This window comes from Bradyrhizobium sp. 187 (genome assembly GCF_023101005.1).
Taxonomy (GTDB): Bacteria; Pseudomonadota; Alphaproteobacteria; order Rhizobiales; family Xanthobacteraceae; genus Bradyrhizobium; species Bradyrhizobium canariense_D.
Genome location: NZ_CP064693.1, coordinates 636631 through 651482, shown reverse-complemented (window position 1 = coordinate 651482; position 14852 = coordinate 636631). Strand labels below are relative to the sequence as shown.

Genomic DNA, 14852 nt, shown 5'->3' with positions numbered 1-14852 from the left:
CACCCGTTCCGGCAGGCTCGATACTGACGGCAACGAGGCAAGCCCGAGACACAACGGGCTCTGGTCAATGAGGGGAGTTTCCATGGAGCGCATCTGGCTTAAGCAATATCCGCCCGGCGTCCCCGCCGATATCGAGCCGACGCAATATTCATCGCTGGTCGACCTCCTGGAGGAGAGCTTCGCCAAGTTCGCCGACCGCAAGGCGTTCATCTGCATGGACAAGTCGATCAGCTATCGCGACCTCGACCAGATGTCGCTGGCGATGGCGTCCTATCTGCAAGGGCGCGGCCTGCAACGCGGCGCCCGCGTCGCGATCATGATGCCGAACGTGCTGCAATATCCGGTCGCGACCGCAGCCGTGCTGCGCGCCGGTTTCGCGGTGGTCAATGTCAATCCGCTCTACACGCCGCGCGAGCTCGAGCACCAGCTCAAGGATTCCGGCGCCGAAGCCATCATCGTGCTCGAGAACTTCGCCCACACCGTCGAGCAGGTGATCGCCAAGACGCAAGTCAAGCACGTCATCGTCGGCAGCATGGGCGACCTGCTCGGCTTCAAGGGAGTGATCGTCAATCTGGTCGTCCGCCGCGTCAAGAAGATGGTGCCGGCATGGTCGCTGCCGGGCGCGGTGTCCTTCAACGACGCGATCTCCGCCGGCCGCTCTCTGGCCTTCAACAAGCCGAAGCTGTCACCCGGCGACGTCGCCTTCCTGCAATATACCGGCGGCACCACCGGCGTGTCCAAGGGCGCCACCCTGCTTCATCGCAACATCGTCGCCAACGTCCTGCAGAACGACGCCTGGCTGCAGCCGGCGATGGCCGCGCCGCCGCATGTCGATCAACTCATGGTCGTTTGCGCGCTGCCGCTCTATCACATCTTCGCGCTGACAGCCTGCTACCTTCTCGCGGTGCGCGCCGGCGGCTGCAATCTCCTGATCCCCAATCCGCGCGACATCCCGGGCTTCATCAAGGAATTGGCGAAGTACCAGGTCAACAACTTCCCTGCCGTGAACACGCTCTACAACGGCCTGATGCATCATCCCGACTTCAAAAAGCTCGACTTCTCCAAGCTGAAGATCTCGAACGGTGGCGGCATGGCGGTGCAGCGCCCCGTCGCCGAGCAGTGGAAGGCCATCACGGGCTGCTCCATCGCCGAAGGCTACGGCCTGTCGGAGACATCTCCGACGCTGACCTGCAACACCACGACCAATCCGGAGTTCAACGGCACTATCGGCATCCCCGTGCCCTCGACCTGGATCTCGATCCGCGACGACGACGGCAACGAGATGCCGCTCGGCCAGCCCGGCGAGATCTGCGCCAAGGGCCCGCAGGTGATGTCGGGCTACTGGAACAGGCCGGAGGAGACGGCCAAGGTGATGACCGCGGACGGCTATTTCCGCACCGGCGACATCGGCATCATGGACGAGAAGGGCTACACCAAGATCGTGGACCGCAAGAAGGACATGATCCTGGTCTCCGGCTTCAACGTCTATCCGAACGAGATCGAGGAAGTGATCGCGAGCAACCCCGGGGTGCTCGAATGCGCCGTCATCGGCATTCCCGATTCCAAGTCGGGGGAGGCGGTGAAGGCGTTCGTGGTCAAGAAGGACCCGAACCTCACGGCGGAGGCCCTGGTCAAGTTCTGCCAGGAGCAGCTGACGGGCTACAAGGTGCCCAAGCACATCGAATTCCGCACCGACCTGCCGAAGACCAATGTCGGCAAGATCCTGCGGCGGCAGCTGCGCGACGAGAAGAAGGCGGAGGCGGCGTAAGCGCCTCTTTCGTTCATGACCGACGACGGCAACATCAGTCCGGCCGGCATCCTCGCCTTCTGGCGCGAGGCCGGCCGCGATGCCTGGTACGAGCGCAACGACGCATTCGACGCGGAGATCAGGCGCCGCTTTCTCGCGCTGTGGCAGAAGGCGGTCGCCGGCGAACTCTCGTCATGGGAGGCGACCGATGAGGGCGCACTCGCGCTCGTCATCGTGCTCGACCAGTTTCCGCGCAACATGTTTCGCGGCACGTCGCAGGCCTTTGCCAGCGATGCGCTGGCGCGCGACGTCGCCCGCCGCGCCATTGCGCGGGGCGCAGATCAAAGGATCGATCCGGTCCTGCTCGAATTCCTCTATTTGCCCTTCATGCATTCCGAGCACCTGCCCGACCAATTGCACTGCGTCGCGCTGTTTCAAAACACCGACAATGCCGAAAATCTGAAATACGCGCGTGAGCACGCCGACATCATCCGGCGGTTTGGCCGCTTCCCCCACCGCAACCATCTGCTCGGCCGCGACACCACCCCGGACGAGCAGGCCTTCCTCGACGGCGGCGGGTTCGCCGGCTGATGACATAACGGTGAAGGGTCCCGCCCTCACCGCCTGCCCTACCGGCAACATTGTGCAGCGCCGCCGCACGGTCTAAAAAGCGGGACCGATTTTCAGGGAGACTGACGATGGCGATCCAGACTGGCGACAAACTGCCCGAGGCGAAATTCCGCGTGATGACGGCCGAAGGCCCGCAGGTGAAGACCACCGACGACATCTTCAAGGGCAAGAAAGTGGCGCTGTTCGCGGTGCCCGGCGCCTATACGGGCACCTGCCACAAGATGCATCTGCCGAGCATTTTCCTCAACGCCTACGCCCTGAAGGACAAGGGCGTCGACACCATCGCCATCGTCTCCGTCAACGACGCCTTCGTCATGAACGCCTGGAAGCGCGATACCGACCAGCGCGACGAGGCCATCTTCCTCGCCGACGGCAATGCCGACTTCACCAAGGCGATCGGCATGGAGCTCGACGCCTCCGGCAACGGTCTCGGCATCCGCTCCAAGCGCTATTCGATGCTGGTCGAGGACGGCGTGGTCAAGAAGCTGAACCTCGAGGCGATGCCCGGCAAGGTCGAGGTGTCCGGCGGCGATACGCTGCTCGGGCAGCTGTAAGCTTTAGACGCCGCTTTCAGCCACAAACGACTCTGTCATGCCCCGCGAAAGCGGGGCATTCAGTATTCCAGAGCAGTTGTTGTTGAATCGAGAGGCCGCTGCGTACTGGATCGCCCGGTCAAGCCGGGCGATGACGGCGGAGCATGAGGAAGGAGCGCCGACCGCGCGCCTACTCCGCCAGCCTCTGCTGCAACCGCGCCTTCACGATCCCGTCGCGCGCGAGCTGGTCGGCGCGTTCGTTCTCGGGATGGCCTGCGTGACCTTTGACCCAGTGCCACCGCACGTCATGGGCCTTCAGCGCGGCATCCAGGCGCTGCCATAGCTCGACATTCTTCACCGGCTTCTTGTCGGCGGTGCGCCAGCCGTTGCGCTTCCAGCCGTGGATCCAGCCGGTAATGCCCTGACGGACATATTGGCTGTCGGTATAGAGATCGACCGTGCACGGCTTCTTCAGCGCTTCCAACGCGGAGATCGCCGCCATCAATTCCATCTGGTTATTGGTGGTGTGGCGCTCACCACCGTTCAGTTCTTTTTCCTTGTCGCCGAACTTCAGGATCGCGCCCCAGCCGCCGGGCCCCGGATTTCCCGAGCAGGCGCCGTCGGTGTAGATCGTGACAATCGGAAGCTCGCTCACGCCACCAGCCCCGACGGCATCAGCCCGTAGTCGCGCACGCTGGAAACGCTCTGGTGGAAGCGCAGCTTGCGGACATATTCCAGCGGATCCTTCGGCCGAACCAGCGCGCCGGGCGGAACGTTGAGCCAGTCGACCAGCCGCGTCAGCAGGAAGCGCATCGCAGCGCCGCGCGCGAGCAGCGGCAGCGCTGCCTCTTCCGGCTCGGACAGCTTTCGCACGCGGCCATAGGCATTGAGGAAGGCCCGCGCCTTGGTGACGTTGAAGGAATGATCCGGCTCGAAGCACCAGGCGTTGAGGCAGATCGCGACATCATAGGCGAGCCAGTCATTGCAGGCGAAAGTGAAGTCGATGATCCCTGACAACTTGTCGCCGAGAAAGAAGACGTTGTCGTTGAAGAGGTCGGCGTGGATCACGCCTTCGGGCAGAAGCGTCGGCCAGACCCCGCTCTCGAGGTAGTCGAGCTCTTGGCTCAGGAACGCGCGCAGGCCGGGCTGCACCTCGTCGGCCCGGTGTGATGCGGCATCGAACAGCGGCCGCCAGCCCGGGACCGACAGCGCGTTCGCACGCCTGATCGCGAAATTCGCGCCGGCCAGATGCATCCTGGCGAGCCCCTCGCCAACGCCGGCGCAATGGACCGCGTTCGGCTTGCGCGGCCAGACGCCTTCGAGAAAGGTGATGATCGCGGCCGACCGGCCCGACAGCTCGCGCAACGCCTCGCCGTCCGTTCCCTTCACCGGCAGCGGGCAGTTGACGCCGTGCTCGGCAAGATGCGTCATCAGCGCGAGGAAGAACGGCAGATCGTTCTTCGCCACGCGCTTCTCATAGAGCGTGAGGATGAACGACCCCTTGGTCGTATGCAGCAGGAAGTTGGAATTTTCGACGCCCTCGGCGATGCCCTTGTAGGAGAGCAACTCGCCGAGATCGTATTGGTTGAGGAAGTCCGCAAGCTCGTCGGCGGCAACGTCGGTGTAGACCGCCATGAACGTCTACTCGGCGGCGGCTTCGGGGCGCACCTGGCGCGGCAGCGGGAAGAACTCGTTCTCTTCCGCGGCCGAGACCGTCTCCACATGCAGCGTGAAGCGCTCGGCGAACGCGTCCATGATCTCCTCGACGATCACTTCCGGTGCCGAGGCACCCGCGGTGATGCCGAGGCTGGTGATGTTCTCGAACCGCTTCCAGTCGATTTCGGTGGCGCGCTGCGCCAGCACGGCGATCGGGCAACCCTCGCGTTCGGCGACTTCGCGCAGGCGCTGCGAGTTCGACGAGTTCGGCGCACCGACCACGATCAGGGCGTCGACCACCGGCGCCACCTTCTTCACCGCGAGCTGGCGGTTGGTGGTGGCGTAGCAGATGTCTTCCTTGTGCGGCCCGTTGATGTTCGGGAAGCGTTCCTTCAGGAGCGCCACGATCTCCGCGGTGTCGTCGATCGACAACGTGGTCTGGGTCACGAAGGCGAGGTTGTTCGGGTCCTTCGGGGCGATGGTCTTGGCGTCCTCGGCAGTCTCGATCAGGGTCACGGCGCCGGTCGGGAGCTGGCCGAGCGTGCCCACCACCTCCGGATGATGGGAATGCCCGATCAGGAAGATCTCGCGGCCGCGCTTGAAATGGATCGCGGCCTCGCGGTGCACCTTGGTGACCAGGGGGCAGGTCGCATCCAGCGAGAACAAATTGCGGGAGGTGGCGTCGGCCGGGACCGATTTCGGCACGCCATGGGCCGAGAACACCACCGGCGCGGTGGTGTTTTCCGGGATCTCGGCGAGTTCCTCGACGAAGATCGCGCCCTTCTTCTTCAACCCATCGACGACGTATTTATTGTGCACAATCTCGTGGCGAACATAGACGGGGGCGCCGTATTTATCGAGCGCCCGTTCCACGGTGTCGATCGCCCGGACCACCCCGGCGCAGAAGCCACGGGGAGAACAAAGCACGATCTTGAGGTCTGGTTTGGCTGACATTGAGCGATCTCGGGACCGAATCACCTCGCCAAATGGGCGGGAAGCGGTCGATGGATGAACAGGGCTTGGGTACGGTCTTACAGAGACTTCAGAGGGAATTGGGCCCCCTTTCGGGCGCTGTCAAGGCACTATCTATAGCAGAACCATTGCGTGGCTAGCCCCTCCGGGCTTATATAGCGCGAATTCCCAGTCATCGCTGATGACCACCGGTTTCGCCTCCAAAGGGGTGGGCGAAGCACAAAGGAGATTTGCCATGAGCAACGCACCTCTGATGCCCAAGGCGACCGCCGTCTGGCTGCTCGACAATACCGCGCTGACCTTCGATCAGGTCGCCGATTTCACCAAAATGCACCCCCTCGAGGTGCGCGCGATCGCCGATGGCGACGCCGCCCAGGGCATCAAGGGCATGGATCCCCTTTCCAATGGCCAGCTGACCCGCGAGGAAATCGAGAAGGGCGAGAACAACCCGGACTACCGGCTCCGCCTCCAGGAGAGCAAGGTGGTGCTGCCGCCGCAGCCCAAGCGCAAGGGCCCGCGCTACACCCCGGTCTCGCGCCGCCACGAACGCCCGAGCGCCATCCTCTGGCTGCTGCGCAACCATCCCGAGCTCAAGGACGCCCAGATCATGCGCCTGGTCGGCACGACCAAGAGTACGATCGCGAGTGTCCGCGATCGCACCCACTGGAACACCTCCCAGCTGACGCCGATCGATCCCGTCACCCTCGGCCTCTGCTCGCAGATCGAGCTCGATTTCGAGGTCGCGCGCGCGGCGAAGGAAAAGCCGATCGACGCAGCCTATGGCGGCGCCACTTTGCTGCCGGCCTCAGAAACCACCAAGAAGGACGAGTACGAACCCGCGGAGAGGTCCAGCGACGATCTCAACGTCGATGCTGTGTTCGCCAAGCTGAAGACGCTCGGCGGCAAGAAGCAGGACCAGGAGGAGGAGTAATCCTTCCACTTCAGTCGTCATCGAATGCAAACGCGGCGGGGAAACTCGCCGCGTTTTTAGTCTGACGCAAGAAGCTTCAGCAACCTCGTCATTGCGAGCGCAGCGGCGCAGCGCAGCCTTTATGGCCGGTCCGGATGGTTCAGCATGTATTCGCCGAGGTCGCGCTGGCGGCGGTCGGCGCGGGTGGTCGCGGAACTGCGCTGGACGTCGCGGTCCTTGCGGCACGCCACGTATTCGGGCGATCCGGCCGCATAGCCGCGGCTCTGGCAGACCGCGTCGTCATCATCGCCGCCCATCGCCACCGGCGTCTGGTAGCGCGCGGAGCAGGCGGAGAGAATGAGGCCCGCAAATGCAATCGCTAGAAACGGCTTCGAATTCATGGCAGGCCCTTCATCCTCATGGTGAGGAGCCCGCGCAGCGGGCGTCTCGAACCATGCAGGCCAAGCTGCCGCAGCGGGGCCTTTCATCCTTCGAGACGCGCGCCAGGTCCTCAGGATGAGGATTGAGCGGAAAAATGCGGCCTATTCAAGCCCCATTGCAAACCTCACACCCGCCCCTTCAGCGCATCGCCGATCTCGTCCAGCACCTTGGGGTCCTCGATCGTCGCCGGCATGGTCCAAGCTTCACCATCTGCGATCTTCTTGATCGTGCCGCGCAAGATCTTTCCGGATCGCGTCTTGGGCAGGCGGCCGACGGTGATGGCGAGCTTGAACGCGGCAACGGGACCGAGCTTGTCGCGCACCAGCGCGACGATCTCCTTCTCGATCTCGGCCGGGGCCCGTTTCACACCCGCCTTGAGCACCAGGAAGCCGCAGGGCACCTCGCCCTTGATCGCGTCCTTGACGCCGAGCACGGCGCATTCAGCGACATCGGGATGCGAAGCCAGGATCTCCTCCATGCCGCCGGTGGAGAGCCGATGGCCGGCGACGTTGATGATGTCGTCGGTGCGGCCCATGACGAAGACATAGCCGTCGTCGTCCTTGTAGCCGGCATCCGACGTTTTGTAGTAGCCGGGGAATTCGGTGAGATAGGCTTCCTTGAACCGTTCGTCCTGATTCCACAGCGTCGGCAGACAGCCCGGCGGCATCGGAAGCTTGATGACGATCGAACCCATGGTGTTCGGACCGACCGGCTTTGCCGCTTCGTCGACCACGTCGACCTGATAGCCCGGCATCGGCACCGTCGGCGACCCGTGCTTCACCGGCAGCTGACCTAAGCCAACCGGATTGCCGGCGATGCACCAGCCGGTTTCGGTCTGCCACCAATGGTCGATCACAGGCACTTTCAACTGCTGCTCCGCCCATTCCACCGTCGGCGGATCGGCGCGCTCGCCGGCCAGGAACAGCGTGCGGAACGTCGAGAGGTCGTATTGCCGGATGAATTTTCCTTCCGGATCTTCTTTCCGGATCGCGCGGAACGCGGTCGGCGCAGTAAAGAAGGCGACGGCCTTGTGCTCGCTGATCACGCGCCAGAACGCGCCGGCATCGGGCGTGCCGACCGGCTTGCCCTCATACATGATCGAGGTCGCGCCATGCAGCAGCGGGCCGTAGACGATGTAGCTGTGGCCGACCACCCAGCCGATGTCGGAGCCGCACCACCAGACCTCGCCCGGCTTGACGCCATAAAGGTTGAACATGGACCATTTCACCGCGACGAGATGGCCGCCATTGTCGCGCACGACACCCTTGGGAATGCCGGTCGTGCCTGACGTATAGAGGATGTAGAGCGGATCGGTAGCGGCGACGGGCACACAAGGCGCCTTCTTGCCGTCGTTCATCGCCTCGCGGCGCAGGCCCGCCCAATCATAGTCGCGGCCGGGCGTGAGGGCGCAGACGAGCTGCGGACGTTGCAGCACGATGCAGGCCTTCGGCTTTGCCCCCGCAAGCCTGATCGCCTCGTCGAGCAGCGGCTTGTACTGCACGATCCGGCCGGGCTCGATGCCGCAACTCGCCGACAGAATCAACTTTGGCTGCGCATCGTCGATGCGGGTGGCGAGCTCTTTCGCGGCAAAGCCACCGAACACCACGGAGTGCACCGCGCCAATGCGCGCGCAGGCGAGCATCGCGACGACGGCCTCGGGGACCATCGGCATATACAGGATGACGCGATCGCCCTTGGCGACACCAAAATCCTGCATGATGGCGGCAAGCGCCTGCACTTCGGCCAGCAGTTCGGCGTAGGTGAATTTGGTGACGCTATTTGCCAGCGGCGAATCATGGATCAGCGCGACCTGGTCGGCGCGGCCGCGTTCGACCTGACGGTCAAGCGCGTTGTAGCAGGTGTTGACGACGCCACCGCTGAACCAGCGGCCGTAGACGCCTTGCGAGGGATCGAAGATCTTTTTCGGTGGCTCGATCCAGTCGATCTCCTTGGCCACCTCGGCCCAAAAGCCCTTGGGGTCAGCCAGCGAGCGCGCATAAACCTCGTGATAGAGACTTTTTCCGTCGATGTTTCCTCGGACGTTCATTCCCGCGCTCCCGTTCCCTTATTCGCCCGGCCTTGACCTTGTTGCAGGACAGACGTCCCGCCATGACAGGGATCAAGTACCGGCCTTGTTTGAGGGGTATTTTCCCGGGAACGGGCCGCGGTTCAAGCTGAAAAGAACAATGCTCAGCTATCCATCGCATTCAGCCGCTGCAGCCGCTCCTGCATGACCTTCCTGAGATCATAGCCGGGGCGGCCGAAGCTCGTATTGCGGGTGGTGAGGAAATCGCGCTGGGTGCGACGGAGGCCGCCGGCAAGCGGGACCCGGCCGATTTCAGCACGCGCTCGTAGGTCTCGGCGATCTGGCGATCGAGCACCCCCAGCTGCGGATCGGCACAAATCACCTTCTCGACCTCGCGCTTCGCGGTGGCACAATCGAACGACGGGCCATTGCCGGAATTCGCCGCGAGCGGCCGCAGCGGCTCGCCGCCGAATTTCGCGATCTCCGCGATCATGGTTCGGCGGCCGCCGGCCGCATTGTCGTTGCCGGGATCGAGCCGCAGCGCGGTCTCGTAGTCGGCCAGCGCCTTCTTGCGCTCGCCCATCTTCTTGTAGAGCACGGCGCGGTTGTTGTAGGTCAGCGCGAAATTCGGATCGAGTTTCAGCGCGGCCTCGTAATCGCTCAGCGCCGCGCCAAGCTCGCCCTTCAGGTGGTAGGAATCGCCGCGGTTTGTGAAGAAATTCGGCCGCGGTGCCAGCCGGAGCGCCTGATCGTAATCGGCAATCGCCTTGTCGTACTCCCCCATCGCGGCCAGCGCCAGCCCGCGATTGTCGTAATATTCGGGCACTTTCGGATCGAGCCGGATCGCCTCGCCGTCGTCGGCAACCGACTTGTCGAGCTGGCCGAGCTTCTTGTAGGCGGCGCCACGATTGGTGTAGCTGCGCGGCCGGTTCGGATCGAGGCGCAACGCCTCGCTGAGATCGCGGATCGCCTTCTCGTTGTCGCCGCCGAGATAATAGGTCACGCCGCGGTCGGACCAGGCCTGTGCATTGTCAGGCTTCAGCCTGATCGCCTGGTCGTAATCGGCAAGCGCGCGGTCGAGCCGGTGCTGGTTGGTGTAGACGACGCCGCGCAGCTCGTAAGATTCCGAATCCTGCGGATCGAGCTCGATGGCCTTGCTGAGGTCCGCCGCGGCGCGGTTGAGATCGCCGCCGGCCTCGCGCAGGAGATCACCGCGCAGGCGCCAGGCTTTTGCGTTCTTGCCATCGAGTGCGATGGCGCGATCGATATCTCGCAGCGCCTGCGTGAGGGCGCCCGAGGTTCGCGCATTGGCGTCGGCGCGCACCAGCAATGCCGCGGCGCGATCGAGGGATGGATTCGAGGCCTGGTCGATGATGGCGCTGCAGGCCGGGATCAGCTCAGCCGGAGCGGCCTTGCTCCCGATTACGCAATCGACGCCGGCCGAAGCAGGGGCGACGAGAACGACGCTCATTGCCGCGCTGAGCAGGAGCGAGCGAAACGAGATTTTTGCAAACGAGAGCATTTGCGCGGAAGGATGCGTGCCGCACATGGCATAGGGCTCCGGGACATCAGGCTTTCACCATTGTCGCGGCAGCCAAAGAATCGGTTCAAATCGAGGCGTGCCAGCGGCGCACCGATCCCTTCCCTCCTTCGTCCCGCTCTTACGAGCGAGACGAGGAGCCTCAATACCCGTCCACCCCGTTGAGCCGCTGCAGCCGCTCCTGCATCGCCTTCTTCAAATCGTACCCCGGCCGGCCGAACCCGGCGTTGCGGCCGGCGATGAAATCGTCCTGCTCGCGTTGAAGCGCCTTCGCTTCGCCTGCATTGCGGGCTTCGCGCAACACGCGCGCGTTGGCGGCAAAGATCTCGCGGTCGAGATCTGCGAGCTCGCGGTTGGCGCAGATCGCCTTCTCGACGGGACGGCGCACACCCTTGCAAATGAAACTGGGCTTGCCCGCGACTGCCATCTGCGCGCCGATCCGCTCGATCTCGCGCGCCATCGCCTTGTGATTGGGCTTGGCCTTCTCGTGGTTCGGATCGATTTTCAACGCCGCACCGAAATCCTGCACCGCCTTGGGCTTGTCGCCCTTCCTTAGCCAGAGTTCGCCCCGCGCGTTGAAGATATCGGCGAGACCGGAATCGAGCTCCAGCGCGCGGCTGTCGTCGGCGATCGCGCGGTCGACTTGGTCGTGCCGCGCATAAAGCCCGCCGCGCGCGATCAGCGCCTTGATCAGGTCCCCTTTCGCCGTCTTCTCGTTGTCGATCACGGCGGCGCAGGCCGTGGCGGCCTTGTCGATGTCGTCGGCTGCGGCAGCCGCGAGGCACGGCGCGATGTCGACCTGCGGCACCGCGGCCGGCTCGCCGCCGGTCGCAGCATGAGCCGCAACGAACGAGAGCGCAAAGAGCAACCCGGCGCCGGACCATTGAATGAGAAAACGCATGCTCGCCACAGTTGGAAAGTCTTGAGTTAAGGTCCGCCTTGAGGTCTTGCCTTGGGGCTGCACCATCCATCATACGACCGGATTGGTGCTAGCTTGTGGCGCCGCTCAAATCGGGTTCGGGGATCAACGTGTCGACATTCGAATGGATCATCGTGCTTCTGCTCGGCGCCGTTGCATTATCGGCGCTGGCGCGGCGGATCAAGGTCCCCTACCCGACCTTTCTCGCAATCGGGGGCGCACTGATCGCCTTTGTGCCGTCGAGCCCGTCCTGGACGCTGGAGCCCGACCTGGCGTTGGCTCTTTTTGTCGCACCGGTCCTGCTCGATGCCGCCTTCGACACCTCGCTGCGCGATCTCCGCAACAATTGGGTTCCGGTCTCCACCCTCGTCGTCGCCGCGGTCGGCTTGACCACGGCCGCTGTGGCCTACGTCGCGCACCGGCTGATGCCTGATATGCCCTGGGCCGCCGCGGTTGCGCTCGGCGCCATCGTGGCCCCGCCGGACGCGGCCGCCGCGGTCGCGATCCTGAGCCAGGTGAAGCTGCCTCACCGCATGGTGAAGGTCCTGGAAGGCGAGAGCCTGCTCAACGACGCGACCGCGCTCTTGATCTATCGCATCGCCGTCGGAGCGACCGCCACCGAGCATCTGGCATGGAGCCAGGTCGCGCCAACCATGGCTCTGGCCCTGGTCGGCAGCGTCGTTGCCGGCTATCTCGCCGCGCGAGTCATGCCACTGGTGATCGTGCGGATCACGGAGGCTCCCAGTTCGATCATCATGCAATTCGCCACTACCTTCATGGTCTGGATCGGCGCTGAACATCTCGGCCTCTCCGGCATCCTCACCATCGTCGTGTACGCCATCACGATGGCACGCGCTGCACCCGCTCGCATGCCGGCGCGGTTGCGGGTGCCGTCCTACGCGGTGTGGGATACGATGGTGTTCGTGCTCAACGTGCTCGCGTTCATGCTGATCGGCATGCAGATGCGACCGATCTGGACGCGGCTGGACGCGGACGTGCGCTGGGACTATTGCCTGGCCGCCGCCTGGATCCTGCTCACCGTGGTCCTGGTCCGGTTGGCCTGGGTCACGCTCTACCGCACGACGCTGCGCACGCTGGTGGCGCACGGGATCTATCACCCCAAGGATCCGAAGCAGGTCGCCTCCGCCAAGGGCGGCCTCATCATCTCCTGGTGTGGCATGCGCGGCCTCGTCACGCTCGCCACCGCCTTTGCCTTGCCGGAAAACTTTCCGCATCGTGACTTCATCGTCTTCTCGGCGTTTGCGGTCGTGCTCGGCACGCTGGTCGTGCAGGGCCTGACCTTGCGGCCGCTGATCCTGGCGTTCGGCCTCAAGGACGACAATCCCGTCGGCATCGAGGTCGCGCGCGCCCGCGCCGTCGCCTATCGCGCGGCGCTCGACGCGATCGAGGACGATCCGTCGGAGGAAGCCGAAATCCTGCGGCTCGAATATCGTGCCATCCTGATGCAGGCCGACGACGATCCCCATGGTGGCATCACCAACGGCGAATTGCCCGCCGATCCGCTGCGCCGCCGCGCCATCGAAGCCGCGCGAAAATCGATCTTCGACCTCCGGGCCACCGAGGTGATCGGTGACGACGCGTTTCACAGGATCGAGGAGGAGCTCGATCGCGCGGAACTGAGCGCGGGGGGTTAGATTTCGTCATCCCGACAAGCGCCCTGCACAGGTGGCTAGGGGTTTGAACCAAACGCCGCCTCTCCAGACTCATCCCTCATGACGACCCTGATCGACGACCGTCGTGTGCGCGCGCGAGATGCGTCGCCCGCACGATATTTCTATCTCCACATGGCACTGGCCTGCGCGGCCACCGCCTTTCTCGGCTTCGCACCGACCTATTTTGTGCCGCTCGCGAACCGGACATTGTCCGCAAGCCCCGTCATTCATTTCCACGGCCTGTTGTTCTTCACCTGGTCTCTCTATTTCGTGATCCAGACGTGGCTCGCCGCCTCAGGCCGCATGGTCAATCACCGTGCGCTCGGCATAGCCGGCGTTTCGCTCGCGACCGCGATGACGATCTTCGGCTTCCTCGCCTCCGTCCATGTGATGCAGCATTCCGCGGCGCTCGGCCAGAAAGAGGCCGGCATCGCCTTCTCGATCGTGCCGATGAGCGGGATCGCGTTCTTCGCTGGTGTATTCGTGCTCGCGATCATGAACACGCGAAAGCCGGAGATTCACAAACGCCTGATGCTGCTCGCGGCGGTCTCCATCCTCGATGCCGCGATCGCGCGCTGGTTTCTCACTTTCCTCGCGCCTTCGGGACCGCCAGGGCCGCCGCCGGTGCCCGTCACCATCGCGCCCGCGATGGTCGCTTCGCTGCTGCTCGTCGTCGCCATGGTACGCGACTGGCGCACCGCGGGCCGAGTGCATCCAGTCTACATCACCGGCACGCTCGCGCTGCTGGCGGTGAAGGTGCTGAACTGGCCGATCAGCGAAACGGCGGCATGGCATTCATTCGCCGGCGGGATTCTGGCGCTGGCGCAATGATGTCGTCCTGGCGAAAGCCAGGACCCATTACCCCGAATGCCGAATGTTGAAGTAGCCGGAGCCGCCAGCCTTCGTCAAACTTCTCCCTGGGGTTATGGGTCCTAGATCAGCGCTCGTTACGCTCGCTTGTCCAGGACGACGGCGAACACGGAACGACGCCTAGGCCCCCGCCTTGCACGTGATCCCGCCGTCCACCACGAGCTCGATGCCCGTCACATATTTCGCTTCGTCCGAGGCCAGGAACAGCGCGGCGTTGGCGACGTCGAAAGCGTCGCCCATGTGGCCCATCGGCACTTGCGCATCGCGCGCCCGCCACATCGCTTCAACATCGCCCTTGGCATAGCTGTTCGCAAGACCTGCGGAATGTTCCACCATCGGCGTCTTCATCAGGCCGGGCAGGATCGCGTTGACGCGGACATGGTGGCGCGCGAACTCGATCGCGGTGGTGCGGGTCATCTGGTTCATCGCCGCCTTCGAGGTGCCGTACGTGACGTAGGAGATGCCCATGTGGCGGATCGAAGCGATCGAGGAGATGTTGATGATCGAGCCACCGCCCTGTTTCACCATCACGGGGATGACGTGCTTCATGGCGAAATAGGCGCTCTTGAGGTTGACGCTGAAGACCCGGTCCCAGCTTTCCTCGGTCACTTCGACCACGCTGCCCATCTCGGCGATGCCGACATTGTTGTCGAGCACGTCGATGCGGCCGTAGGCCTTGAGGCATGCCGCGACCATCGCCTCGACCTCGCGCGCATGCGAGACGTCGGCCGTGAACGCGCTCGCCTGGCCGCCTTCGTCCGCGATGATCTTCGCGGTCTCCTCGGCGGCCGCGCCGTTGCGATCGACGCAAAACACCTGCGCACCCTGGCGGGCAAAGGTGACCGCGGTGGCCTTGCCGTTGCCCCAACCAGGCCCGATCGAGCCGGCACCCACCACCATCGCAACCTTGCCCTTGAGCCGACCCATCGCGTGTC

13 protein-coding genes and 1 pseudogene are annotated in these 14852 nt (G+C 64.1%); 6 read left to right on the top strand and 8 right to left on the bottom strand.

The annotated features are described in order from the left end of the window. Positions 1-82: 82 nt before the first annotated feature. The 3 genes from IVB19_RS03180 to IVB19_RS03170 all read left to right on the top strand — a co-directional run bounded on the left by IVB19_RS03180 (position 83) and on the right by IVB19_RS03170 (position 2931). Positions 83-1768: a long-chain fatty acid--CoA ligase gene (locus IVB19_RS03180; RefSeq protein ID WP_018453141.1), complete on the top strand. Its 1686-nt coding sequence runs from the start codon at positions 83-85 to the stop codon at positions 1766-1768. A 15-nt stretch (positions 1769-1783) separates the two neighbouring features. Beyond that, a complete protein-coding gene (locus IVB19_RS03175) occupies positions 1784-2338 on the top strand; it encodes a DUF924 family protein (protein ID WP_018453140.1) in 555 nt (184 codons plus the stop codon). 107 nt (positions 2339-2445) lie between these two features. Next, positions 2446-2931 carry a peroxiredoxin gene (locus tag IVB19_RS03170; protein WP_018453139.1) on the top strand — a complete coding sequence of 162 codons (486 nt, stop codon included), beginning with the start codon at positions 2446-2448 and terminating at the stop codon, positions 2929-2931. A 169-nt stretch (positions 2932-3100) separates the two neighbouring features. Here the strand turns inward: IVB19_RS03170 and rnhA are convergent, their stop codons facing one another. Genes rnhA through ispH form a run of 3 tightly spaced genes read right to left on the bottom strand, consistent with a single transcriptional unit; the run spans position 3101 to position 5520 of the window. Then, positions 3101-3565 carry a ribonuclease HI gene (gene rnhA / locus IVB19_RS03165; protein WP_018453138.1) on the bottom strand — a complete coding sequence of 155 codons (465 nt, stop codon included), beginning with the start codon at positions 3563-3565 and terminating at the stop codon, positions 3101-3103. Next, positions 3562-4545, bottom strand: coding sequence for a homoserine kinase (locus tag IVB19_RS03160; protein WP_018453137.1), 984 nt, complete (start codon positions 4543-4545; stop codon positions 3562-3564). Before IVB19_RS03160 ends, rnhA begins: the two co-directional genes overlap by 4 nt. Before the next feature lie 6 nt (positions 4546-4551). Then, complete coding sequence (ispH, locus tag IVB19_RS03155; RefSeq protein ID WP_007597506.1) at positions 4552-5520, bottom strand: 4-hydroxy-3-methylbut-2-enyl diphosphate reductase; 969 nt, start codon at positions 5518-5520, stop codon at positions 4552-4554. A 253-nt stretch (positions 5521-5773) separates the two neighbouring features. Between ispH and IVB19_RS03150 the strand changes: the two genes are divergently transcribed. Next, a complete protein-coding gene (locus IVB19_RS03150; protein WP_007597507.1) occupies positions 5774-6469 on the top strand; it encodes a DUF1013 domain-containing protein in 696 nt (231 codons plus the stop codon). Between the two features lie 119 nt (positions 6470-6588). On the opposite strand, the gene IVB19_RS03145 is transcribed toward IVB19_RS03150, so the two are convergent. The 4 genes and pseudogenes from IVB19_RS03145 to IVB19_RS03130 form a co-directional block, all read right to left on the bottom strand. Continuing rightward, positions 6589-6849, bottom strand: a complete 261-nt coding sequence (locus IVB19_RS03145) for a hypothetical protein (RefSeq protein ID WP_018453135.1) — start codon at positions 6847-6849, stop codon at positions 6589-6591. A 164-nt stretch (positions 6850-7013) separates the two neighbouring features. Then, positions 7014-8936, bottom strand: coding sequence for a propionyl-CoA synthetase (locus IVB19_RS03140; RefSeq protein WP_247821037.1), 1923 nt, complete (start codon positions 8934-8936; stop codon positions 7014-7016). Positions 8937-9079: 143 nt separating this feature from the next. After that, positions 9080-10464: pseudogene (locus tag IVB19_RS03135) on the bottom strand (tetratricopeptide repeat protein). A 133-nt stretch (positions 10465-10597) separates the two neighbouring features. After that, positions 10598-11356, bottom strand: coding sequence for a tetratricopeptide repeat protein (locus tag IVB19_RS03130; RefSeq protein ID WP_018453132.1), 759 nt, complete (start codon positions 11354-11356; stop codon positions 10598-10600). Between the two features lie 95 nt (positions 11357-11451). Here IVB19_RS03130 and IVB19_RS03125 point away from each other — a divergent pair, with 95 nt between their 5' ends. Next, positions 11452-13029, top strand: coding sequence for a cation:proton antiporter (locus tag IVB19_RS03125; protein ID WP_018453131.1), 1578 nt, complete (start codon positions 11452-11454; stop codon positions 13027-13029). Between the two features lie 78 nt (positions 13030-13107). Next, on the top strand, positions 13108-13878 hold the full coding sequence (locus IVB19_RS03120; RefSeq protein ID WP_018453130.1) for a hypothetical protein: 771 nt from the start codon (positions 13108-13110) through the stop codon (positions 13876-13878). 159 nt (positions 13879-14037) lie between these two features. On the opposite strand, the gene IVB19_RS03115 is transcribed toward IVB19_RS03120, so the two are convergent. Continuing rightward, a complete protein-coding gene (locus IVB19_RS03115; RefSeq protein WP_204512522.1) occupies positions 14038-14844 on the bottom strand; it encodes an SDR family NAD(P)-dependent oxidoreductase in 807 nt (268 codons plus the stop codon). Positions 14845-14852 lie beyond the last annotated feature (8 nt).